Genomic DNA, 23466 nt, shown 5'->3' on the forward strand with positions numbered 1-23466 from the left:
CTTAATCCATCTGGTTTTCCTGTAAGCTGGGAAGCCTCTGTGCTAGGGCTGCCCAATGCTCACGCGCTGGGCGGCGTGGTGGCGGCCTTGGTCAACACGTAGCAGGTACACGCCAGGGGCCACGCTGCCCACTTCCAGCGTCAGTTGCTGCGGGCCCTTCCGCACTAGGTGCCTGTGGTGCAGTACGGTACGCCCCAGCGCATCTACCAAGGTCAGGTCTACGGGGCCAGTCTCCGCAAACGGCTGTCTTACCATCAGCTGCCTCACGGCCGGGTTGGGGGCCACGGTCAGCTCGGAGCTGGGAGCCGGGGTGGCAGCGGCCGGAGCCGGCCGTTCGTAGTCGGCCACGGCCTCAAACTTCCACCGTTGGCAGTTGCCCCCCAGCCAGTTCCAGGTGCGCACATCAGTACCGGGCGTCGCATTGCAGCCCGACACATCCAGCACGTTGCCGCTTTGCTTGGACACTAGGCGGTAGTACCCGTCGCCGACGGCCTCAATGCGCCAGCGCTGGCAGTCTAAGCCATTGTCGGAGTAGGCGCGCACGTCGGTGCCGGCCTTATGGTCGCAGCCCGAGAGGTCGAGGGCGCGGTGGGAGGGTAGCTGGGAGGTAATTTTATAGAATCCGTCGCCGGTCTTCTCCACCCGCCACCGCTGGCAGTTGCCGCCTTGCCAGCGCCAGGTGCGCACGTCGGCGTCCTGCTTGTCGCTGCACTCAGATACATCGAGCACAATGGTCTGATTGGAACTGCTCAGCTTCGACACGAGCCGGTACGTGCCCGTGCTGATGTCTTGGTCGGCAATGCAGCCGGCGCTGCCGCTGCGGGCCGCCACGCCGGTCCAGGTCATGTTAATGGGGAGGATGTCGCCGTTGGGCCGGAAGTACATGCGGTCCAGGCACACCTTCCGAGTGCTGTAGTCGCCGTTTTCGTAGCGGTGGTAAGCTACATAGTACTCGTCGTAGCAGCCGGGCCGCCGCAGCACGGCGTGGTGTCCTGGTCCGCTAAAAGGCCCGCTCGACGAAAGAATGGTGCCCTTGTAAGTCCACGGGCCCATAGGGGAGCTAGACGTGGCGTACTGCACGTTGTAGGAGCCGTTGTACCAGGCCCCGTTGGAGTACATTAGGTAGTAGATGCCGTTGCGCTTGAGCAGAAACGGTGCCTCGGTGTAGTTCTGGGGCGTGGCCAGCGTAGGGCTGCCGCTGAACGAGGTCATGTTGGCGTTTAGCTTGCGAATCACCATCCGGCTGCCATTGGACCCCCCGTAGTACAGGTAGGCTTGGCCATCATCGTCCACAAACACCATGGCGTCAATTATGTCGACGGTGTAGGGGTCGGAGCCCACCAGAGCATAGCCCAGGTCGGTAAATGGGCCGGTGGGGCTGTTGCCCACGGCTACACCAATCTTGGCCTCGGCCGTGTAGTAGAAGTAGTACTTGCCGTTGCGCTCCACCATATCGGGGGCCCAGCCGTTGGTGTTAGCCCAACTGCACTGCGGGCCGAGGTCAAAAATTACCCCATCGTCGCGCCAGTTGGTTAGATCAGTTGAGGAGTAGGCTCGAAACTGATTGCCACCAGTAGGATAGATGTAGTAGCGCCCGTTGAAGTAGTCGATGTCGGGGTCGGCTTGGTACTGCCCGATAACGGGATTGCCGCTGGTTTGCGCCAAGGCCGGAGAAAGAGGCGCAATGCTTAGCGTTAGAAAGCCCCAAACACATGCAAAAAGAACGTTGGATTGCGCAAAATTTTGCGCAATCCAACGCAAAGAATTGTGCTGTTGGCAGCACCTAAGCCAAGAAGAGTACGTGGTGAACATAGTAGTAGAGTGTTTGGTGGGAAGTATGAAATGGAACAGATTATCAAAATATTAATTACTTGCGTAAGATAGGTGGCAAAATTTGGTGCTTACTCAGTGTTATTCAGAACACTCACGGCGAGGTGTCTACGGGTCGTGTGGGAGCAAACGTTTGTGTAGTTACCTCATTCATACCCCCACCGCACATGCTGAGAGAAAGGAAAGAGCCATTGGATCTGCCTTAGCTAAGGCTATATGTTTAACCCTACTTTCTAGTAGGTAGGCAGGTGCACGAAGGCAGTCTGGCTGATAACTGCATACAGACTGTTGTGGCAATCCTTCGCAGATGGACGTTAGCGCGCCAGGCTTTCTAACCTAGACGCCCAAGAAGTAGCGCGACTGTTCTGCTAAAAAAGCCGTACATAGGCTACATTCCTGCCTCAGCCGGAGCTATTCTCCGGTGCATCCTGTTTAGCCTGCGTGACTGACTCTACCACTACGCCGCGCCCCGACCTGCTGCGCATCCCTTACGACGACTACCGGGCCCTGCCGGCCATTGCCAACTCCGACCTGTCGCGCCTGCGCGACGCCCTGTACGGGCGCCCTCCGCGTCCCGTAACCACTTCCCACGGCGCGCTGGGCCTGGGCACGGCCTTTCACACAGCTCTGCTGGAGCCCGATTTGTACGAGCCCGGCCTGCCCGGCGTCAACGATACCCTGATTTGGTGGATGGTGGATGGCGTGAAGCTGGACTCGGAGCTGAACCAGCTGCTGGAAACCGGCACGCCCGAGCCCAGCTGCATTTTCACCGAGCCCGTTACGGGCACGCTCTGCAAGCTCCGCGCCGATTTGATTGTACATCAGCCCGGCCAGCCCTACACTATCATCGACTTCAAGACCACGCTGGCCCGCGACCATAACCACTTCGTGGAGCAGTGCACCGGCTACGACTACGACCGCCAGGCCGCTTTCTACGCCGATGCCCTGCACGCCGACCGGTTTTTGCTGGTGGGCGTGCAGAAAGTCGAGCCCTTCAAAATTTTCGTGTACGAAGTGCCGCCCCACATGCGCAACGAAGGCCGCGCCAAGTACCTGCGTCTGCTGCGCCTGCTGCAGCCCGACGCCGCTGTGCCCCGCGCCGTAGCCGGCGCCGTGCGCGAGGTCCGCGACTCGTTGCTGGGCTAGCCAGCTTCTTCAACCGCCGATGTTACCGCGGAGCCTGAGCCCGGAGCTGTTGCGTCGCCGTCTCGTGCACCGCGCAGAGGAGCGGTGGCTGGGGATAACTGAAAACGTGGTTCTGGGCGTAATCCAGAATCTGACGTATTTACCGCTGAACGCCATGCTGCGCAGAGCAGAAGGCTGTCGAAGGCCAGCATCGGGTGGGCTGACACAGGCGCAGCAGGACATGACCTCCCACGCGGCTGCGGCTTAGCGCAGGGAGGTCCAGTTGGGGCTGGCTGGCAGACTGGCCGGAATAGCCTGAACCGGCGTCGATAGCGCGACGATAGTGCCGGCGGCATTGCGGTAGCGCACCTGGTACTCGGGCACGGCGCCCATGGGCAGGGCGGTACGGTCGAGGAAGGGGCTGCAAGCGTTTTGAGCAATGCACTGCCAGGCTTGCTGAGGCAGGCGCCGGTACACGTAGGCGTACTGGCCGGGGGGCGTGGTGAAATCGAGGCGGCGGCCGGCGGGCACCAGGTAGAGTTGCAGCGGCGCCTGGGTGCGCGTGGCGGGGGCAGCGGAAGAAAGAAGCAGGGGTGCGTTCATAGCCAGGGCGGGCTAAAGCCCAAGGACAGGTGTGACAGAGAAGTAACGCAGCACTCAGCCGGAGAGTCTTGAATAAACACTGATTCTGCCGGGTATTACCTCTGATTTTGTTTCCCAATAAATACGTAACGGGGCTAAAAAAGGACATCCAACACCCCATACCTATCAACAAGAAACTGCGGCTTGCCGTACCTCTGGGCTGAGCCAACAACCACACCGCCATGACAGCAAGCCCCACATACGCCCTGATTACGGGCGCTACCAGCGGCATCGGCCGCGAACTGGCCCGGCTATTCGCCCAGGACCGGTACAACCTCATCATCGTGGCCCGCCACCAGCAGGAGCTGGACCACACCGCCGCCGAATTTCGGGAGCAGTACGGCGTGGAGGTGGTGCCGCTGGCCCAGGACCTGTTTCGGCGAGAAGCACCGTTTGAGCTGGTAGCAGAAGTAAAGCGCCGCGGCTTGCAGGTCGAGGCCCTCGTCAACAACGCCGGCCAGGGCCAGTACGGCGAGTTCGTGGACACCGACCTCAACCGGGAGCTGGACATTATTCAGCTGAACATCGGGGCCTACGTGGTGCTTACCAAGCACTTTTTGCAGGAAATGGTGGCTCGTGGCAGCGGCAAGATTCTGCAGGTGTCGAGCATCGGCGGGGAGCTGCCGGGGCCATTGCAGGCGGTGTATCACGGCACCAAGGCCTTCGTTACCTCGTTTACGGCAGCCATTCGGGAGGAAACCAAGGACCGGGGCGTGACCATCACGGCCCTGCTGCCGGGCGTCACGGACACCGACTTCTTCAACAAAGCCGACATGACCGAGGCCAAGATGGTGAAGGAAGGCCACCGCGCCGACCCCGTCGACGTAGCCAAAGACGGCTACGAGGCCTTGATGGCTGGCAAAGACAAAATCGTGTCCGGCTTCCTGAACAAGGTGCAAGTGGCCATCAGCAACGTTGTGCCCGACAACCTGGTAGCCGCCGGCCTGCACCAGATGGTCAAGCCCGCCGACGAGGATAAGTAGTAAACTGGTAAGCTGCAAGCTGTAAGCCACAAGCTGCAAGCTTCGTTCTAGTGGTATCTAGAACAGAGCTTGCAGCTTGTGGCTTACAGCTTGCAGCTTTTTAAGCTCATCCCGGTTGGGCCGTAATGTCTTGTACCGCGAAGCCGGCGGCGTGCAGGGCCTGCCGGATGCCTTCGGGGCCTGGGCCGGGGGCTTGCAGCACGGCTACTTCTGCTTCGCCGGCCTCAATCCGGTCCACGAGCAGGCCCAGGCTCATGAGCACCTGGCGCACCTGTCCGATGCTATTAGTGTCCTGCATAGCGTCGATTTGCACTACGTAGCGGACCAGCTGGCCCGGATTTATATCGGGAGAGGGAAGGGGAGTATCCATAAGAAAGAAGGTGCTGTTGGCGAAATGTGAAAGGAAAAGTGCCCGCGCCTAGTACCCTGGAGCACGGCTTCGGCCTACGAAAACGAACCGATACGCGGCGTGCTTTTGGGCCCGGCCCGGCTGCGGGACACGTGTGGGGTAAACGTGCGGCCTACCCCTGGCTGGCCTGGCTCCGGCCCCAGGCGTAAAGGCCCGCGGCCAGTCCGGCGGCCAGGGCCGCGCCGCCTAGCCACCGGGTGCTGCTGGATTGCTCCGGCTGCCGCCAGCCGCCGGTTACTTCGGCCCCGTGCGGGGCGGGACGGGGCTCGAACAGGCTACCCTCGGTGATGGGAGCGGGCTGGGCCTGGTTGAGGTAGCGCCGGAACAGGCGCATGGCGGTGCGGCGCGTGAAACCCGGCGCCAGCCCGTACAGCACGCGGAAGGCCGGGGCCGTCCAGCCCACCATGGTGTGGGGCCGTGGCCGGTGCACCAGCCGCACAACGGCGTCGGCGACTTGCTGAGGCGGAAACACGGGCGGGGCCGGCTTGATAACGCGGCCCGTGAAATTGGCTCCGTGCTGGAAGCCGGGCGTGTCAATGTAGGCCGGATGCACGTCGCAGACGTGGATGTCGGGCGTTTCGGTCAGCTCCAGCCGGAGCGTGTCCATCAGCCCGCGCACCCCAAACTTGCTGGCACTGTAGGCCACCGTGTAGGGCTCAGGCACCCAGGCCCCTAGCGACACCACGTTGATAAGCGTGCCGCGGCCCTGGCGCCGGAAGTAAGGCAGCACGGCGTAGGCCCCGTACAGGTAGCCCAGCAGGTTGAGGCGAATCACTTGCTCATGCGCGGCCAGCGGCGTGGCATCAAACTGCCCAATGGCTCCGCTGCCGGCGTTGTTTACCCACACGTCAATATGGCCCCGGCCGAAGTCGGCGGCGGCTTGGGCCAGGCGGTGCACGGCGTCGGCGTCAGTGGTATCGGTGGGCACGGGCAGGGCGTCCGGGGCGCCCAGGCGGCGGCACTCTGCCGCTACGTCCCGGAGCACATCGGCGCGGCGGGCAGCCAGCACCAGGCGGGCACCCTGGCGGGCAAACGCCTGGGCCGTGGCCCGGCCAATGCCGCTGGTGGCCCCCGTAATAACTACAGTGGCGTTTTGGAGAAGTTCGTTGTTCATAGCAGGCAGAAAAGGTCTGCTGCTGCTAACGAGACCCTGCCGGCGAAGTTATCATGTAGGGGCGCGTTGCACGCGCCCGCCCAGTCCGCTCAGTTCATGTTCAGTGCGCTCATACTCGCTCAGCTCATACTCGCCTGGCAGGTTAACCTCGGAGGTATAGCTCCGGCCCCGGAACGGTTGCCGCGTTTCCTGTGTCTGATGCCGTAGCTGCCACTACGGGCGGTTACGGCTGAAGCCGGCTGCATTGCCACCGAAAACGTAACCCGAGCCTGAGAAGGGCGGTAGCTAAGGTTTGCCTTGATGCCATTTTTTCGCGCGGTGAAACCGAGGCAATAAGTTTCCTCTGGTTCCCTTTGGTTTCCAGTGGTTCGCGCTACATCCTGCGTATACCGTTCAACGACCGGGCGCGTGCGACGCGCCCCTACAACTATGACAACTTCCATCGACCAAGCCACCTTTCATAACTCTTTTGTGGAGGAGCTGCCCGGCGAAGCTTCCTTCGACAACCGCCCGCGCCAGGTGCCGGGCTACACCTATTCGCGGGTGCGGCCCACGCCCGTGTCCGCGCCGCACCTGCTGGCCTGGTCCGACGACCTGGGCCGGCAGCTGGGCCTGGCCCGGCCCCCGGAGCGCGGGCCCGCCGTGGGCGTGCTGGCCGGCAACCTCGTCACCGACTCCATGAAGCCTTTCGCCGCCCGCTACGGCGGCCACCAGTTCGGCAACTGGGCCGGGCAGCTCGGCGACGGCCGCGCCATGTCTTTGGGCGAAATCACGGCCCCCGACGGCAGCAGCTGGGAAATCCAGCTCAAAGGTGCCGGCCCCACGCCCTACTCGCGCCGCGCCGACGGGCGGGCCGTGCTGCGCTCCTCGCTGCGGGAGTTTCTGTGCTCCGAGGCCATGCACTACCTGGGCGTGCCCACCACCCGCGCCCTGAGCCTGGTAGCCACCGGCGACCTGGTGGTGCGCGACATGTTCTACAACGGCAACCCCCAGCAGGAACCCGGCGCCATTGTGGCGCGGGTGGCGCCCACATTCATCCGCTTCGGCAACTTCCAGATTATGGCCGCCCTCAACGAGCTGGACAACCTGCGCGCCTTGGCCGACTACGTGATTCGGCGGCACTACCCCGAGCTGGGTGAGCCGGGCTCGGCGGAGGTATACCGGCGCTGGTTCGAGGAAATCTGCCGGCGCACGGCCGTGATGGTGGCGCACTGGCAGACGGTGGGCTTCGTGCACGGGGTGATGAACACCGACAACATGAGCATCCTGGGCCTCACCATCGACTACGGCCCCTACGGCTGGCTGGAGCCCTACGAGCCCGGCTGGACGCCCAACACCACCGACTTCAGCTCTTACCGCTACGCCTACGGCCAGCAGCCCCGCATTGCCCTCTGGAACCTGATGGCCCTGGCCCAGGCCCTCACGCCGCTCGTCGGCGACGACCCGCAAGCCCTGCGCCCCAGCCTCGACGTGTACGCCGACACCTTCAACGCCACTTACACCCAGCGCCTCACCCAGAAGCTCGGCCTCACCGCCTTGCGCTCCGAGGCCGACCAGGCCCTGCTCGAAGCTCTACCCGCCGCCCTGGAGGCTGCCGAAATGGACCTGACCCTGTTTTTCCGCCGCCTCTCGCACGCCGCACCCGTGCTAGTAGCGGGCGGCAGCGGGGAGGAAGCCATAGTGGACGACCTGCTGGAAGCCGCCTCCTACGCCGCCCCCGGCGCCGAGGGCCACGAAACCATGCGGCAGTGGCTGGGGCAGTACGCCGGGCGCCTGCGCCAGGAAGCCGGGCCGGCCAGCGCCATCCGCGACGCCATGCTGCAAGTCAACCCCAAGTATGTGCTGCGCAACTACCTGGCCCAGCAAGCCATTGACGCTGCCGAGCAGGAAGACCTGTCGGTGCTGAACCGGCTGATGGAGGTGCTGAAGAAGCCCTACGCCGAGCAGCCCGAGCACGACGACCTGGCCGCCAAGCGCCCCGAGTGGGCCCGCCAGAAGCCCGGCTGCGCTACGCTTTCGTGCAGCTCGTAAACCAGTCCCCAGAGTGCCCCTGCGGCCCGCCAGCACAAGTATTCCGAAGTTCCGCTTCGGCCCCGGTAACCCAAGGGGCGCGCAGCTACTTTCGGCGGGCCGTAGGGAAATTCCGGGGGGCTGATTCGAGCGGGCTCGTTCACGCGGGCCGAAGCGGAGCTTCGGGGTACTTGTTCTTGCTTACCTTTCCGCCTCATGCCCCTCGACCCCGCCACTTTCCTCCAGCACACGGCTCCGGCCGAAAAGACTGTGGTGCACGTGCGCACCGCCACCGGCCAAACGCAGCCGCACGATGCCCTGCTGGTTGCCCAGACGCCCCGGCAGAAGCTGTTCGTAACCCTGGAACCCCGGCGGCGCTACCTCACCCATACCCAACACGCCGGCCCCGATGACGTAGAGCTGGACTTTGTGCAGGACTACGACGAGGTGGAGAGCCTGCTGGCCGCCGCCGGCCGCTTCGGCCCCTACGACGGGCAGCAGGGCATCCTGTACCACCACTTGCTGTACCTGTTGGTGAATTAGCCTAGCGCGGGCTGTAGCCCGCAACTCCCCACCCCACGCTACCGTGAAGAGCTGCGGGCTACAGTCCGCGCTACCCTATGCTCCGCTGGAAAGACGTCCTCATCTTTGCCACATACGGCAACCCGGAGCCGCCGCGGCGGGTGGAGAAAACCGAAGCCGAGTGGGAGGCCCAGCTCACGCCCGCGCAGTTTCGGGTGCTGCGCCAGCAGCACACCGAGCCGCCTTACCGCAACGCCTACTGCCGCTCCTACGAGCCCGGCGTGTACCGGTGCGCCGCCTGCGCCACCCCGCTGTTCGATTCCACCGCGAAGTACCACGCCATTTCCGGCTGGCCCAGCTTCACCCAGCCCAGCAGCAAAGGTGCCATCCGCTACCGCTTCGACAGCTCCCACCGCCTGCACCGCATCGAAGCCAGCTGCAACGTGTGCGGCGGCCACCTGGGGCATGTCTTCAACGACGGGCCCGCGCCGGCGGGGCTGCGGTACTGCATCAACTCGGAGAGCTTGCGGCGGGAATAATACTTGAAACCCCTGTAGCGGCTAATTGCAATGAGAGTAACTATATGATAATACAACTAGGATCAATAGCGCGTCTGCACCGTTAAGAAGCATGGGAATGTACCGCGAAATCTTACTTCGCGCGGCAATAGAACGTATGCGCTTTCTAACACCAGCTACGAAGCGGCAGAGGTAGCCATGAGTCCCGATTAGTGCAGCACCGGCTCGGGCGCAGCCACCGAGGCTGGCGCCTGAACCGGGCGTACCCGGTATACCACCAGCAAGCTCAGGATGCTGGCCGTGGCGGCCAGGTAGCCCACGTATTCGTAATGCAGCAAGGGGCCGGCGGGCGTTTTCACTACGATGAGGCCCGCAATAAACGCTGCCGCTCCGGCCGCTAGTTGCTGCACCGACGAGTTCAGGCTCATGAAACTGCCGCGTTGCTGAGGCTGCACCACCGCCGTGGCCAGGGCGGTGGCGGGCACGAAGCGCCCACCGAGCACGGCAAAAAACACGGCCGTAACCACCAGCACCAGCGGCAGCGGCGCCGGCTCCAGGCGCGTCACCAATAGTAGCATGGGCACGGCCGCCAGCGTGACCAGGCTGAACACGCGGGCTTTGCCGTAACGGTCGGCGAGGCGGCCCACCAGCGGGGAGCTAAACAGCGTGACGGCCCCGCCCACTAAGTACACGTAGCTCAGCTGCTGCGGCTGAAAGCCCACGTTGCTTACCAGCGAAGGGCTGAAAAACGACACCACCGAAAACTGCCCCAGCATAAGCAAAACGGTGAGCAGCAGCGCGTAGCGCACCGAAGGCTGCCGAAACAGCCCCAGCACGGCCGCGGCCCGCTCAGCCAGCGGCAGCTGCGGCCCCAGGTGCCCACGCATACTGGGCATGGCCCGGTACATCAGCGCCCACACGCCCAGGCTCAGCGCCCCCAGTACCAGGAACGGCACGTGCCAGGAAAGGCGCGCCGCCAGAAACAGCCCGAACGGCACGCCCAGCACCGACGCCACCGAAAACGCGCCCATTACCACACCCAGCGCCCGCCCGCGCCGCTCTTCCGGCACCGCGTCGCCGACCACCGCCAGCACCAGCGAGCCAAGCACGCCGCCGAAAGCCCCCGTGAGCACCCGCGCCGCCACCAGCCAGCCATACGTAGGGGCCGCCGCGCAAGCCAGCGTGCCCAGCGCAAAGCCCAGATACAGCGTGAGCAAGGCAGAGCGACGGTCGTAACGGTCGAGGAAGAAGGCGGCGGCCAGGCCCGTGAGGCCCGCGCTGAACGTGTAGGCCGAAATCACCAGCCCAAATTGCTTGGGACCGATGCCCAGGGCCGGCATCAGCTGCGGGCCCAGCGGCATCATTATCACAAAGTCGAGCACGTTGGTGAACTGCACCGTGGCCAGTAGCAACAGCAGGAGGCGTTCTTTTTTCATCAGTATAGCATACACTACCAACCCGGCAGCCGGCCCGATAACGCCCGGATGGCCTGGGTGGTTGTGCCGGCCGGCCAACTTGTGCGGCCGCAATGGTGCCGGCCAGCCCGACTACCGCTGTATTCAGCACTCAACTGCTTGGCAAGGGCCGCTAGCTACCTGAATGGATTGGCAACCAATCAATAGAAATAATACAGCAACAAACTCGGTGAGCAGTATTCGACTTGGCATAGAGAGTAGGTTGAGCCGGCATAAGGTAGAGCTTCCATCGCAGAGAATGAATTTCCGTATGCTCAGCGACCGATACGCCTCTTCTATTTCTGCTACCCATGCCCCAATCCTCTTCTTCTCACCAAGCAGCCACCATCTCTTCCGGCTTCGTGCGCGTGCGCGGGGCGCGGGAGCACAACCTGAAGAACATCGACGTGAACATTCTGCGGGATGCGCTGGTGGTGTTTACGGGGGTGTCGGGGTCGGGCAAGTCCAGCTTGGCGTTTGGAACCTTGTACGCCGAGGCCCAGCGGCGCTACCTGGAGTCGGTGTCGCCGTACGCGCGGCGGCTGTTTCACCAGATGAGCGTGCCGCAGGTGGATGCCATTGACGGGCTGCCCCCGGCCGTGGCCTTGCAGCAGCAGCGCGGCACGCCGACTACCCGCTCCTCGGTGGGCTCGGTCACTACGCTGTCCAACCTGGTGCGCATGCTCTACTCGCGGGCCGGCGACTATCCGGCGGGGCAGGGCATTATCTACGCCGAAGCCTTTTCGCCCAACACCCCGGAGGGCGCCTGCCCCACCTGCCACGGCCTGGGCCGCATCTACGAAGTAACCGAGGAAAGCATGGTGCCCGACCCCTCGCTAACTATCCGCGAAAGGGCCATTGCCGCCTGGCCCCAGGCCTGGGGCGGGCAAAACCAGCGCGACATCCTCGTAACCCTGGGCTACGACGTGGACCGGCCCTGGCGGGAGCTGCCGCCGGAGCAGCGCCAGTGGATACTGTTTACCGACGAGCAGCCGGTGGTGCCCGTGTACCCCGGCTATACGCCCGCGGAAACGCAGCGGGCCCTGAAACGCAAGGAGCCGCCCAACTACATGGGCACCTTCAGCAGCGCCCGGCGCTACGTGCTGCACACCTTCGCCACCACCCAAAGCCCGCTGATGAAAAAGCGGGCCTTGCAGTACATGCTCAGCCAGGAGTGCCCCCTCTGCCACGGCAAGCGCCTGCGCCCCGAGTCCCTGAGCGTCACCTTCGCCGGCCTCGACATTGCCGACTTCTCGGCCCGCCCGCTCAAGCAGGTGGCGGAACTGCTTCGGCCCTTTGCCGAGGGCACTGCCCGCCCCCAGGCCCACGATGCCGAGCATCCCGAACAGGCCGAAGTAGCCCGCCGCATTGCCCAGGACCTGTGTGCCCGCCTGGCGGTGCTGCTGGACCTGGGGCTGGGCTACCTGGCCCTGGAGCGCAGCACGCCCACCCTGTCGCCGGGGGAGTTGCAGCGGCTGCGGCTGGCTACCCAGCTCTATTCCAACCTGTTTGGGGTGGTGTACGTGCTCGACGAACCCTCCGCCGGCCTGCATCCTTCCGACACCGAGGCCCTGCTGGCCGCCCTGCACAGTCTCAAGCAGGCCGGCAACTCCCTGTTCGTGGTGGAGCACAACCTGGACGTGGTGCGCCAGGCCGACTGGCTCGTGGACGTGGGCCCCGCCGCCGGGGAGCAGGGCGGACAAATCCTCTACAGCGGCCCGCCCGCAGGTTTGCGCGAAGTTGAAGCCTCTCAAACCCGCCGCTACCTGTTCGCGGAAAGCAGCGGTGAAGCTGCCCGCACCCCGCGCACCCCGGCCGGCTGGCTGAAGCTGGCCGGCATCAGCCGCAACAACCTGCACAACCTCAGCGTGGAGCTGCCCCTGGGCGTGCTGACCACGGTTACGGGCGTGTCGGGCTCCGGCAAGTCCAGCCTCATTAGCCAGGTTGTAGTGGAACTCGTGGCCACGGAATTAGGAATGGGGCTTAGGAAGCAAAGTTAGTTATGAGGTGGCGTAACTTCCTGTTATGCAGCCCGCTAACCGCTACTACAAGTGCGCAAAAATTTCGGAGGCCAAATTTCGCTACCTGCTGCGCCTGTTTGCCCTGGATTTGACCGCCTCCGACACGGCCCGGCTGACGGGTCTGAGTGTGCGCTCGGTGAACGATTTGTACCTGCGCCTGCGCCGCCGCTTGCACCAGCTCTGTCCGGTGCCGGCTGACCTGCAAGGGGCCGTGGAGCTGGACGAATCCTACTTCGGCCCGCGCCGGGTGCGGGGCAAGCGCGGGCGTGGCGCCGGGGGCAAAACCATTGTCTTCGGCCTGTTCAAGCGCGGCGGGCAGGTGTACACGGAAATCGTTCCGAATTGCCAGAAAAAGACCTTGCAAGCTATTATTCGCGGCAAAATTGACGTATCGGCCATGGTCAACACCGATGGCTGGCGCGGCTACGACGGCCTGGTAGACGTGGGCTTTGACCGGCACTTTCGCGTACGCCACGGCCAGGACGAGTTTGTCCACGGGGCTTCGCACATCAACGGCATCGAGTCGTTCTGGAGCTTTGCCAAGGCCCGCCTGCAGCCCTTTCACGGGGTGTCTAAAGACACGTTTGAACTGCACCTGAAAGAATGTGAATTTCGCTTCAACCATCGTCACCAGGACCTCTACAAACTCCTGCTTAAATTGCTTCGACAACAGCCCCTCTGACTCGTTTTGCTTCCTAAGCCCCTAGGAATTAATAATGAGGAATTAAGAATTGATGCAGAGGAAGCAGAAGAATCAATTCTTAATTCTTCATTACTAATTCCTAATTCACCAACCGGGGGCCGCATCATCAGCGGCTTGGAGCACATCAAGCGGCTGGTGCGCGTCGACCAGAAGCCCATCGGCCGCACGCCGCGCTCCAACATGGCTACCTACACGGGCTTGTTCGACCACGTGCGCCGGCTGTTTGCCGCCACGCCCGCGGCCCGCAAGCGGCGCTACGACGCCGGGCGGTTTTCGTTTAACGTAGCCAAGGGGCGGTGCGAGAACTGCCAGGGCGAGGGGTTTGTAATGGTGGAGCTGCTGTTTCTGCCCAGCGTGTACGCGCCCTGCCCGGTGTGCCGCGGGGCCCGCTATAACGCCCAGACCCTGGAAATCACCTACCAGGACCGGAACATTGCCCAGGTGCTCGACCTGACCGTAGACGCTGCCTACGAGTTCTTTGCCGATGAGCCTACCGTGCAGCGCCCTCTGGCTGTGCTGCGCGAAGTGGGCCTGGGCTACTTGCGCCTGGGCCAGCCGGCCACCGAGCTGAGCGGGGGCGAGGCCCAGCGCATCAAGCTGGCTACCGAGCTGCAACGCACCCAGCGCGGCCAGAGCCTCTACGTGCTCGACGAGCCCACTACCGGCCTGCACCCCGCCGACGTAGAAAAGCTCCTGGCCCAACTCCAGCGCCTGGCCGATGCCGGCAACACCGTCGTGGTAGTAGAGCACGACATGCGCGTGGTAGCCGCCTCCGACTGGGTGCTCGATATGGGCCCCGGCGCCGGCGACGAGGGCGGCCAGGTGGTAGCCGCCGGGCCACCCCAGCAAGTGGCGCAGGCCAAGGGCAGCAAGACATCACCGTATCTGCGGCGGTTCCTAGGTAATATAGATAAGTAGGATAAATAAAGGAAATTACTGTACCTTGCCAGCAACATAGCTTTAGTGCTGCTGAATCGATACTTCCATCCTTGCTTGTTATCCACTACCCTGTGAAATTATTCCCTGTCCTTCTGGTGCTTGCTTTGCTGGCCGCTGGCTGTCAGAAAAAAGAGAACCAGCCCGCCCCCCGCAAAGCCGAGGACCCGGACTGGATTAAGCTGGAACTACCCGACAACGTATGGTCCGAAGATGTTGGGGATAATGCTTACGCTATAACGGGAGACATCGAGCGTACCCTATTGGTGGCCACAACTACGCACGTGTATGCTACCACCGACCAGGGCAAAACCTGGCAGGTGTCGCACGATTTCCAGGGGCCGCTAGCAGGACTGCTTCACCGCAACGACACGGTATTTGCGTTGCCATTTTTTGGCCGCAACAGCCAAGGCGAGAAGATTGCGTTGCATGCCACGAAGTTCACCACCGACTTCGGCAAAACATGGTTCCATACCAGCATTACTTCACGGCTCTACTATGCGTACCGTGACTTGGTTATTCCGATTGGGCGAACAGCGGCGGCAGGTGTGGCCTATCAGATCAAAGAAAACACCGCGCCTGGTTCCTCTTCCCGATTGATTGCCTCCGACCTGCTGCGTAGCACGGGCGGCGGGCAAACGGCCGTGCGTCTGCCCGGACGTCACTACCTCATGAATCTTCACCTAGACGCGCAAAACCGTTTGTACGTAGCCGCGTCGGGCCTGCGCTTCGACCCCAGCACCGGCGAAGCCATTAACCCCACCGTGGGACGGCGGGCGGTGGTGTACGTGTCGCGGCGGCCGCTGCCCTAGGGCTGGCTGCGTGGCAACCAAAACCTTCCAGGCTAGCTGCGCCGGAAGAAGTGTGCAGCGTGGTGGGGCGCGAATCTGAGCATGCAGGCTGACAGGTAGCGTTGACTGCATCCTCGTTTCTGGCTGGTCGTACTAAGGTGCACAACCAACGGGCGCCTGCCACGCGCCCCTACCTATGGCGTTTATCGAAGAGTTTCTGCGCAACCCCGCCACCGTGGGGTCGCTTATTCCCAGCTCCCGGGAGCTGACCGACGCCGTGATGGCGCTCATCGACTTTGGCCGCGCCGAGTGCATTGTGGAGTATGGGCCGGGCACGGGCGTATTTACTGACGTGCTTATGCAGCGCCGCCGCCCCGAAACCGTGCTGGTGCTGGTGGAGGTAAACCGGCGGTTCAGCCAGCTGCTGAAGGAGCGGTACGCAGCCCACGCCAACGTGCACGTAATCCACGGCTCGGCCGATAAAACCGGCGACTACCTGCGGGCCAGAGGCCTGCCCCGGCCCAGCTACGTGGTGTGCGGGCTGCCGTTTACGTCGTTGCCGCGGCGCCTGGGGTGGCGCATTCTGGAGCACACCCGCGAGCTGCTCGCCCCCGCCGCCGGCCAGCTGATTCTGTTCCAGTATACTCTGCGGAACAAGCGGCTGTTTGAGCGGTTTTTTCGCCTGCTCGACCACGTGCACGTGCTGCTGAATCTGCCCCCAGCCTACGTGCTGGTGTACGCGCCCGTAGAGGACACCACGAAGGCAGCACCGCAGCTGGCTGAAGCTGCGGCCCAGCAGCAATAGTTGCTAAGAGGCTGTTTGCTTACCCTACACTGTGCAACCTACCGGGTAGCGTATGGCAAGCAGCGGGCGGCTTCCGGCTGCACTGCCGCCAAAGCCGTTCCTTTGCAGGCATGAGTTTACTAGAGGTATCGGGGGTGAGTGTGGAGGAGCGCGGCAACGCCGTGCTGACGGACATCAGCTTTACGCAGGAAACCGGGCAAAACCTGGCCCTGGCCGGCGAAACCGGAGCCGGTAAAAGCACCTTGTTGCAGCTGGTTGCAGGACTGGTGCAACCCACGGCCGGCACGGTGCACGTGGCCGGGCGCCGGGTGAAGGGACCCGCCGAGCAGCTGGTGCCGGGCCACCCCGGTGTGGCCTACCTGTCGCAGCAGTTTGAGTTGCCTAAGTTTCTGCGGGTGGAGCAAGTGCTGCGCTACGCTAATAAGCTGCCGGCCGACCAGGCGCCCACGCTGTACGAAGTGTGCCGCATCGGCTACCTGCTGGCCCGCCCCACCAATCAGCTTTCGGGTGGGGAGCGGCAGCGCGTGGCCCTGGCCCGCCTGCTGCTGGGGGCGCCCCGGCTGCTGTTGCTGGATGAGCCCTTTTCCAACCTCGACATGGGGCATAAAACCGTGCTGAAGGCGGTTGTCCGGGAGGTGAGTGAGCGGCTGGGCATCACCTGCCTGCTCATCTCCCACGACCCCCTGGACACCCTCTCCTGGGCCGACCACCTGCTGGTGCTGCGCCAGGGCCGCGTGGTGCAGCAGGGTCCGCCCCGGCAGCTCTACCAGCAGCCCACCGACGAGTACGTAGCCGGTCTGCTGGGCAGCTACGTGGTCCTGACCGAAGCCTTGGCGCCGCGCTTGTCCCGACCGGCCAGCCGGGCCAGGCGCGGCGCCAAGCTGCTGGTGCGCCCCGAGAGCTTTAGCCTGGGCCCCGCTGCCGCGGGCCTGCCGGGTACGGTGCAGCAGGTGCGGTTTTTCGGGGCCTACTGCGAGGCGGACGTACAGCTGGCCGGCGGTACCATCACGGCCCGAACCAGCTCTGCCGACGCCCCGGCGCCTGGCGCTGCGGTGGGCGTATCTCTGGCGGCCGGTGCGGGGTGGTACGTGGCCTGAGCAAAGAGCAGCGCAGCGCCAGCTGCCGCTAGGAAATCGGCCGGGACTGGTGCACGTCACCAGAGCGGGCAGCTGGGCTAAGATGCTGAAAACAAAGCCGCCCTTCGCGCCGGGGCCGGGGTACGGTGGGCGGGAAGGGCGGCAACTGCTTCTGGAAAGGCTTCCGGCAACGAAGCGGCTAGTGAATAACGAGCTTGCGCGTAACGGGGCCCTGGGGCGTATCGAGCTGGAGCAGGTAGAGGCCGGGGCCGTGGCCGCGCAGGTCCACAGGGCGGCCCGTGCTCAGGCCGCGGCTGGCCGCACCCTGGCGCAGCACGAGGCGGCCGGCCGCGTCGGTGACGGTGAGCGGGGCCGTGGCCAGGGCTGGGTCGGCTGCCGAGGCCAGCGAGAACTCGCCGCTGCTGCTGGGGTTGGGATACACGCTCAGCGCCGCAGCCAGTGCAGGCTTAGTGGTGGGGGTAGTGGTGTTGAGCAGGGCCAGGTCGTCGAGGAACAGCGTGGAGGTGCTGGTTATCGCCACGCGGCGGCCATAACCAACCGTAACGTACATACGCAAGGTATCGGGCTCCAGAGTAGCGGGCAAGTTAGGGTTATACAGAAAGGGAACTGTAGCCTGGCCGTAGGTGGTCCGGTCGTACCGGTAGTCCAGCACCTGCGCCGAGTACCCGATTACCTGCCGAGTAGAACCACTGCCGCGGGTAAGCTCGGCATATACGATGGAGGAGTCGCCGGCGGCTGTGGCTAGCTTGTACCAGAACTGCATGGCTGCGGGCCGGTTGGTATAGGCCTGGCCGCCTTTAGCAAGAAAGTTGTTGAAATTCAACTTCTCGCCCAGCACCATAAACCCGCGAAACCAGCGGGGGCCTTGGGTGGTGTTGATGCCTTTGGCTTGCAGCCGCACCGCAAAGCTGCCGCCTTGCCGCTCAGTCGATTTATCGACCAAGCCCAGATCGTTGGGGGCGGAGGCGGCCCGCACCCAGTAGTCGTCGGCGCTGAACCAGCCCTGGGGGTTTTCGCCGGGGCCACTTTGCTGCCAGGTTTCAAAGTTGCCATTCGTCGGCACTTGCGCCGAGGCGGTACGCGCCGCGCACAGCAAAGATGCAGCGCAGCAGAGAAGGGGTAATAGGTGTTTCATCCAACAGGCGGGTTAAGAAGGTGAGGGAATGTGTCTAAGTATAGGCATATCGGCCCAAGAAAACAGGAAAGCTGGTTAGCAAGTTGGCTGCGCTCAGCAGGATGGCCTTCCTACGTTTGATGACTTCCTGAACAGCTTTATCATTTGATGATGCGGTAACCACCGGATGCGGAGCAGCTCCACCAGCGTAACGGCCACCCTGGCCCAACGAAGCCGCAACTGTACGCGCTAAGTACAAAAGCAAGGCCGCCCCCGCACCCAGCTGGGATATGGCCGGAGCGAGGGGCGGCCAGTAACTTCGCCAGCGGGGCAGCGCCGGGGCCGGCTGGGCAGGCTAGTGAATAACGAGCTTGCGCGTAACGGGGCCCTGGGGCGTGTCGAGCTGGAGCAGGTAGAGGCCGGGGCCGTGGCCGCGCAGGTCCACAGGGCGGCCCGTGCTCAGGCCGCGGCTGGCCGCACCCTGGCGCAGCACGAGGCGGCCGGCCGCGTCGGTGACGGTGAGCGGGGCCGTGGCCAGGGCTGGGTCGGCTGCCGAGGCCAGCGAGAACTCGCCGCTGCTGCTGGGGTTGGGGTACACGCTCAGCGCCGCAGCCAGCTCCGGGTTAGCCGTGCGGGTGGTGACGCCTTGCAGCGTGATGTTATCCACCGACATAGTAGATGCGCCCGTGGCTCCTCTACCTACACCCACGAGGAAATAAACGCGAATGGTATCGGGTATAACCGTGGACCTGTAGTTGATCGGTACTGTGGTCTGCGTATAGGTGGAGGTATTGACACTAATCCCCACTCGGGAAATGAACCCCCCAATGGGTTGGGCATTCTTGCTCAAAATTACGGCCACCTCCAGCGTGTCATTGGTGCTTAGGTTGAGCTTGTACCAGAACTGTACTCCAGTTGGCCGGCCCGTGTAAGCTGCGCCCCCTGTTCTGGCAACGTTCTTTCGAGCCAGCTCCGTATTGGCGGGGCCGCCCAGGAGTAGTAACCCAGGAAGTCGTCTGGTACCTGCTTGCTGAGTCAGCAGCTGCGCCGCCGTCGTACCTTGCTGCGCATCGGCCGACTTGCTGACCGTGCCAACATCAAAGGTAGCGCCCTGTGTAAGGAAAAGGTCATCGGTTGTGTACCACCCCTGCGGGCTTTCAACAACGCCGCGCCGCTCCCAGGTTTCAAATCCGGTGTTCGAAATGGTTTGGGCGGAGGCGGTAAGCGTCGCCCCAAGGAGAGCCGCTGCGCAGGAGATAATGTGTAGAATGTGTTTCATGAAAAGATCTAGTTTGCCAGCGACAAATATACTTGTGCACACTCGTATAAGTACAATAAAAAACGTGTTTTTAGTCCGGCCTGGCAAGGTAGCCGGCTCCTGCCGCAGTTGAGCCCAGCGAAGCCAACTGCCTTAGTATATTCCGCGCCTTTTCAAGCAGTTCTGCGAATGATGAGGCGCGACCCGTGGCCGCACCAGCCTGCGGTCCGCGCCTCCTTGTTCGGGATTGTAAAAAAAATTGATAACCAGTGATTTGCATTTCATTGCGAGTGTCTGCCGGCCCTGGCCGGCTGCTGCGCACCCCCGCCTGCACGACTAGCAGGCCTTTGTAGCCTTACTGCCCAATGAGTACAATTAGCAGCTCCGCCCAACTACTCCGCCCAACTACTCCGCCCAACTACGCCGCCCAGGCGGTACCGCCTAACCAGCTCACGCGCCCAAGCGGCCCAGACCCAGGCCATCGGGCAGCGCACAGCGGCCACCGCCGGCCAGCTGCCAACCTCGCTCAACCGCTTAGGGGCCCAGACCCGCCCGGCCGAGGTTCTCACGGTGCTGCTGTGGACCCTGAACAGCAAGGAGCTACACCAAGCCTACTCGGCGCCGTGGAAACCCTCGACATAGCTTCAAAGCTGCCGCTGCGCCACCTCCATGGACAATGCCGCGGCCCTGGAAGCCAAGTCCCACACCCCCGCCGACACTGAGCAGCTGCGCACCCTGCACCAGCCACTGATGCAGGACAACACGGCCCAGGACGAAAGCCAGCCCGCCAAGCGTGGTGTTGCTGCCGGTAGCGTAAGCGCAGCGTTACCCCGTTAAAATAAGTCATTACGCCCAAGCGACTGAGCTATTATGAGCACTGTAAAAAAGATTTTCAACCTCCGAAATTCAAGCGGAGTTGCTGAAGCTGGCTGGTTCGACGGCTAACTACCACCGTTTGCTCGACAACCTGCAAGAGCAGGTGCGGTAAATGGCTAAAAAGCGCGGGAAAATCGGTTTGAACCTGAGCATCTTCGCTGCCCCCGCGCCACCCAACCGTACCCGGCGACGCACCGCTTCACCCAGCGCAGTTAGCTCCCGCCGCGGCGGATACTGACCAAGCCGCTGAACAGGCTGCTTGGAAAGACAAAAACGTTGTCGGCCCCCACTGGCCCATGGCAAGTGAGGGGCTGGTTTGTGTAGGTGGTGGTGTTGGTCTGGCTGCGGTGGCTGCGGGAGTTAGCCGCTCAGGTGGTTGTGGAAGCTAGGGCTGAAGGCGCTGGGCAGTGTACTCATTCGTCACTAGCTTCCAACCTGATGCTCTCCTCGTACAGCGGCCAGCAGCTTTCGGTTGCGGGCACCCGCTGCCATTCTTGGCCGCTTGGCCTGCCGAATTGAAACTGCCAGGTGCGGCAGTCGGCGAAGGAGCACGGGGCACGTAGTACGGGGCCTTTAGGAGTGTAATCTTCTCCTAAGAGTATGTAATCCTTAGGTGGGCATGGATGAAGCTTATCATTTTCAGAAACTCCCTCCAAGCCTAAATAAAAACCTTGCGCCGGCACTGGAATATTAAATTCACTTAAGTCGTACGTGATGGAGCGCCGTGGTTTTTCGGGGTTTAGGAACATACACAGCACGACGTTCTCCGTGAGCAAGTCAGCTCCAAAAGAGGTCCGAGTACTGTCCGTTTGATAGATGCGCAGACGAAAGAGAGTGGAGGAATAACCTAACTGATCGGTGACAAACGTAATAGTACGTAGGCGTTTGAAGGGGCGATGATGCGGATTATCGATAAAGAAAGCGTATTGTTGGCCTGGACCTACTTCCATTCCCCTTGGTAAAGAGCATTCGGCATAGGGACGTATGTGCGCAGAGTCAGCGGCCGTAACACAGGGACTAGGCCGAAAACCATTGCGTTTAAGCGGAATAACCACACTATTAGTGGAGTTCGGGGGGATACGAGCCTCACCTTCGTAGTAGAGCGTGGATACCCACAACAGCTTAGGGGAGTAGACAGGGTCTTCGCGAAAGGTCAGTGTAAAATTGCCCCGCGCATCAGTTAGAGCCTGTTCGGTCCAGTAGCGATGCACCCATACCTGAGATATCGGCTTTTGGGTTTGAGCATCTATGACCTGACCCGTGATGGTGCGAGTTGTGATAGTGGGACGTCCGTCAATAGGTGTATGTACTGTAAGCTCGGGACGGTAGTAAGGAATGCGCACTGGCTTAGGCCTCCCAGCACAGGCTCCGAGGCTTAGCAGACTCCCGAGTATGAGGTAATGCAGTAAGTAACGGATAAGCATAGTAACAGATGAAACTCTATCAATGCGCCACTACCAGCCGCTGCACCGACACGGCGGGGCCGGACTGGATGCGGAGCAGGTAGGTGCCGTTGGCCCAGGTGCCCGTGTCGAGGGTGTGGAGGCGGCCGGCGAAACGGGCCGTGCGCAGGAGCCGGCCGTGCAGGTCATAGACCTGGACCTGCTGCTGGGCGGGGGCGGCCGAAGCGGGCAGCTCCAGGCGCACCTGCTGGGCGGCGGGGTTGGGGTAGAGCTTCGGGGCGAAGGCGGCCAGGGCGCCGGTGGTGGCGGTGGGCACGGCGGGCGCCAGGCGCAGCACCCAGGTGTGGTTGGCGGCCAAAGCGGGCAGGGTGGCGGCCCAGTTGCTGAACGCGCCCTGGGCATCGAGCGTGACGGTGCCGGCGGCCTGGCCCGAGAGCAGCTCGGTGACCTGGTAGGTGCCAGCCGGCAGCGTGGACAAAGCCAGCGAGAGGGTGGGGCTAACGGCGGTGCTGCCCAGGTTGGCCACTGTGAGTACGGCCTGCTGCTGATGGATGCGGGCGTAGCCGAGGGCGGCGCTGGCCGAGGCCGCCACGGGCAGCAGGTAGCCTTTGCGCAGGGGCTCGTGGGCGGTGCGCAGACGGATGAGCTGCTTGTAGTGGTTGAGCAGGGAGGCGGGGTCGGCCTGCTGGGTGGCGACGTTGAACTGGGCGTAGTTGGGGTTGAGGGCCCGCCAGGGCGTGCCGGTGGTGAAGCCCGCCTGCGCGCCGGCGGTCCACTGCATGGGCTTGCGCTTGTCTTCATCCACGCCCGCGCCGAGCATCCCCACTTCCTCGCCGTAGTAGAGGAAGGGCACGCCGGGCAGGGTGAGGTAGAGGGCCGCGGCCTGCTTCATGCGGGCCAGGTCGCCGCCGAGCAGGCCCAGCACGCGGTTCTGGTCGTGGTTGGTGAGGAAGGTGGCGTACTGAAGCTGGGGGTAGGAGCGGTCTACGAGGTCGAGCTGGGCGCGCAGGGCGGCGGGGTTGCCGGCGTTGAGGCTGCTGATGATGCTCTGGGCCAGATCGAACTCGAAGCAGGCATCGAGGCGGTTGTTGAGCACGTAAGGCACCACGGCAGCGGTGTTGGACCAGGCCTCGCCCACGGTAAAGGCATTGGGGTTAACGGCCTTCACTGAGTCGTGGTACTCTTCGAGCAGGCTCAGGGTCTCGGGGGTGTTTTCGAGGGTGTTGCCGGTTTCGACGAGGTACTTCACGGCGTCGATGCGGTAGCCATCCACGCCGCGGCGCAACCAGAAGCGGGTGGCATCCCACATGGCGGCTTTGAGCTGGGGGTTGCGCCAGTTGAGGTCGGGCATACCGCCCCAGAACACGCCGTAGTAGTAGCTGCCATTGCGCGGGTGCCACACGGTGCCACCCCCCGGCCCGGTGCCGGGAATGGTGCTCGACCAGCGGTACCAGTCGCGGAAGGAGCTGGTGGGGCTGCTGGCGGCCTGCTGAAACCAAGGGTGCTGGCTGGAGGAGTGGTTGAGCACCAAGTCCACAATGACCTTGATGCCGCGGGCGTGGGCGGCAGCCAAAAACGCTTCAAACTCGGCCAGGATGCCGTAGTCGGGCTCAGTGGCTTTGTAGTTGGTCACGTCGTAACCGTGGTAGCTCGGCGACTCCATCATGGGCATAAGCCAAAGGCCGGTCACGCCCAAGTCGGTGGTGGTGGCTGGGTTGCCGTCGTTGAGGTAGTCGAGCTTCTGGGTGAGGCCGGCGAAGTCGCCCTGCCCGTCGCCATTACTGTCGTAGAAGCTGCGCACGAAGACTTCATAGAACACGGCATCGTTCCACCAGTGCGTGGCATAACCCGTGCG

At 63.2% G+C, this 23466-nt stretch carries 19 protein-coding genes and 2 pseudogenes; 13 read left to right on the forward strand and 8 right to left on the reverse strand.

Going from position 1 to position 23466, the window contains the following annotated elements; translation table 11 throughout:
• Positions 1 to 42: 42 nt before the first annotated feature.
• A complete protein-coding gene (locus tag OIS53_RS02320) occupies positions 43 to 1665 on the reverse strand; it encodes a family 43 glycosylhydrolase (protein ID WP_264680779.1) in 1623 nt (540 codons plus the stop codon).
• Positions 1666 to 2271: 606 nt separating this feature from the next.
• Between OIS53_RS02320 and OIS53_RS02325 the strand changes: the two genes are divergently transcribed.
• Positions 2272 to 2976, forward strand: a complete 705-nt coding sequence (locus tag OIS53_RS02325) for a PD-(D/E)XK nuclease-like domain-containing protein (protein WP_264680780.1) — start codon at positions 2272 to 2274, stop codon at positions 2974 to 2976.
• Between the two features lie 243 nt (positions 2977 to 3219).
• Here OIS53_RS02325 and OIS53_RS02330 read toward each other — a convergent pair whose 3' ends face one another.
• The gene (locus OIS53_RS02330) at positions 3220 to 3558 is read right to left on the reverse strand and encodes a hypothetical protein (RefSeq protein ID WP_264680781.1); all 339 of its coding nucleotides are present in this window, start codon (positions 3556 to 3558) and stop codon (positions 3220 to 3222) included.
• 221 nt (positions 3559 to 3779) lie between these two features.
• On the opposite strand from OIS53_RS02330, the gene OIS53_RS02335 reads away from it, so the two are divergent.
• Positions 3780 to 4580 carry an SDR family NAD(P)-dependent oxidoreductase gene (locus OIS53_RS02335; protein WP_264680782.1) on the forward strand — a complete coding sequence of 267 codons (801 nt, stop codon included), beginning with the start codon at positions 3780 to 3782 and terminating at the stop codon, positions 4578 to 4580.
• 106 nt (positions 4581 to 4686) lie between these two features.
• Here OIS53_RS02335 and OIS53_RS02340 read toward each other — a convergent pair whose 3' ends face one another.
• Both OIS53_RS02340 and OIS53_RS02345 read right to left on the reverse strand, forming a co-directional pair.
• Positions 4687 to 4950 (reverse strand): hypothetical protein, encoded by a 264-nt coding sequence (locus OIS53_RS02340; protein ID WP_264680783.1) that lies wholly within the window; start codon positions 4948 to 4950, stop codon positions 4687 to 4689.
• Between the two features lie 151 nt (positions 4951 to 5101).
• A complete protein-coding gene (locus tag OIS53_RS02345; protein ID WP_264680784.1) occupies positions 5102 to 6103 on the reverse strand; it encodes an SDR family oxidoreductase in 1002 nt (333 codons plus the stop codon).
• Positions 6104 to 6532: 429 nt separating this feature from the next.
• On the opposite strand from OIS53_RS02345, the gene OIS53_RS02350 reads away from it, so the two are divergent.
• The 3 genes from OIS53_RS02350 to msrB all read left to right on the forward strand — a co-directional run bounded on the left by OIS53_RS02350 (position 6533) and on the right by msrB (position 9174).
• Positions 6533 to 8134, forward strand: coding sequence for a protein adenylyltransferase SelO (locus OIS53_RS02350; RefSeq protein WP_264680785.1), 1602 nt, complete (start codon positions 6533 to 6535; stop codon positions 8132 to 8134).
• 195 nt (positions 8135 to 8329) lie between these two features.
• Complete coding sequence (locus OIS53_RS02355; protein WP_264680786.1) at positions 8330 to 8656, forward strand: hypothetical protein; 327 nt, start codon at positions 8330 to 8332, stop codon at positions 8654 to 8656.
• A 77-nt stretch (positions 8657 to 8733) separates the two neighbouring features.
• Complete coding sequence (gene msrB, locus OIS53_RS02360) at positions 8734 to 9174, forward strand: peptide-methionine (R)-S-oxide reductase MsrB (protein WP_264680787.1); 441 nt, start codon at positions 8734 to 8736, stop codon at positions 9172 to 9174.
• Between the two features lie 188 nt (positions 9175 to 9362).
• Here msrB and OIS53_RS02365 read toward each other — a convergent pair whose 3' ends face one another.
• Positions 9363 to 10589: an MFS transporter gene (locus OIS53_RS02365; protein ID WP_264680788.1), complete on the reverse strand. Its 1227-nt coding sequence runs from the start codon at positions 10587 to 10589 to the stop codon at positions 9363 to 9365.
• 329 nt (positions 10590 to 10918) lie between these two features.
• Here OIS53_RS02365 and OIS53_RS02370 point away from each other — a divergent pair.
• From OIS53_RS02370 to OIS53_RS20430, 7 genes and pseudogenes are all read left to right on the forward strand, one after another.
• A pseudogene (locus OIS53_RS02370) lies at positions 10919 to 12583 on the forward strand (excinuclease ABC subunit UvrA); the annotation flags it as partial.
• Between the two features lie 49 nt (positions 12584 to 12632).
• Positions 12633 to 13310: an IS1595 family transposase gene (locus OIS53_RS02375; RefSeq protein ID WP_264680789.1), complete on the forward strand. Its 678-nt coding sequence runs from the start codon at positions 12633 to 12635 to the stop codon at positions 13308 to 13310.
• A gap of 135 nt (positions 13311 to 13445) precedes the next feature.
• Positions 13446 to 14249: a hypothetical protein gene (locus tag OIS53_RS02380; RefSeq protein WP_319805473.1), complete on the forward strand. Its 804-nt coding sequence runs from the start codon at positions 13446 to 13448 to the stop codon at positions 14247 to 14249.
• A 116-nt stretch (positions 14250 to 14365) separates the two neighbouring features.
• Positions 14366 to 15079: a beta propeller repeat protein gene (locus OIS53_RS02385; protein WP_264680790.1), complete on the forward strand. Its 714-nt coding sequence runs from the start codon at positions 14366 to 14368 to the stop codon at positions 15077 to 15079.
• Positions 15080 to 15254: 175 nt separating this feature from the next.
• Positions 15255 to 15863 (forward strand): class I SAM-dependent methyltransferase, encoded by a 609-nt coding sequence (locus OIS53_RS02390; protein WP_264680791.1) that lies wholly within the window; start codon positions 15255 to 15257, stop codon positions 15861 to 15863.
• 110 nt (positions 15864 to 15973) lie between these two features.
• Positions 15974 to 16435 (forward strand): annotated as a pseudogene (locus tag OIS53_RS20425) (ATP-binding cassette domain-containing protein); the annotation flags it as partial.
• A gap of 24 nt (positions 16436 to 16459) precedes the next feature.
• Positions 16460 to 16960 carry a TOBE domain-containing protein gene (locus tag OIS53_RS20430; RefSeq protein ID WP_413775187.1) on the forward strand — a complete coding sequence of 167 codons (501 nt, stop codon included), beginning with the start codon at positions 16460 to 16462 and terminating at the stop codon, positions 16958 to 16960.
• Positions 16961 to 17138: 178 nt separating this feature from the next.
• On the opposite strand, the gene OIS53_RS02400 is transcribed toward OIS53_RS20430, so the two are convergent.
• Complete coding sequence (locus tag OIS53_RS02400) at positions 17139 to 18095, reverse strand: T9SS type A sorting domain-containing protein (protein ID WP_264680793.1); 957 nt, start codon at positions 18093 to 18095, stop codon at positions 17139 to 17141.
• Positions 18096 to 18429: 334 nt separating this feature from the next.
• Complete coding sequence (locus OIS53_RS02405; RefSeq protein WP_264680794.1) at positions 18430 to 19353, reverse strand: T9SS type A sorting domain-containing protein; 924 nt, start codon at positions 19351 to 19353, stop codon at positions 18430 to 18432.
• 648 nt (positions 19354 to 20001) lie between these two features.
• Here OIS53_RS02405 and OIS53_RS02410 point away from each other — a divergent pair.
• Positions 20002 to 20169 carry a hypothetical protein gene (locus tag OIS53_RS02410; protein WP_264680795.1) on the forward strand — a complete coding sequence of 56 codons (168 nt, stop codon included), beginning with the start codon at positions 20002 to 20004 and terminating at the stop codon, positions 20167 to 20169.
• Positions 20170 to 21651: 1482 nt separating this feature from the next.
• On the opposite strand, the gene OIS53_RS02415 is transcribed toward OIS53_RS02410, so the two are convergent.
• The gene (locus OIS53_RS02415) at positions 21652 to 23430 is read right to left on the reverse strand and encodes an alpha-amylase family glycosyl hydrolase (protein ID WP_264680796.1); all 1779 of its coding nucleotides are present in this window, start codon (positions 23428 to 23430) and stop codon (positions 21652 to 21654) included.
• Positions 23431 to 23466: the final 36 nt, after the last annotated feature.

It is taken from the genome of Hymenobacter sp. YIM 151500-1 (genome assembly GCF_025979885.1).
Lineage (GTDB): Bacteria > Bacteroidota > Bacteroidia > Cytophagales > Hymenobacteraceae > Hymenobacter.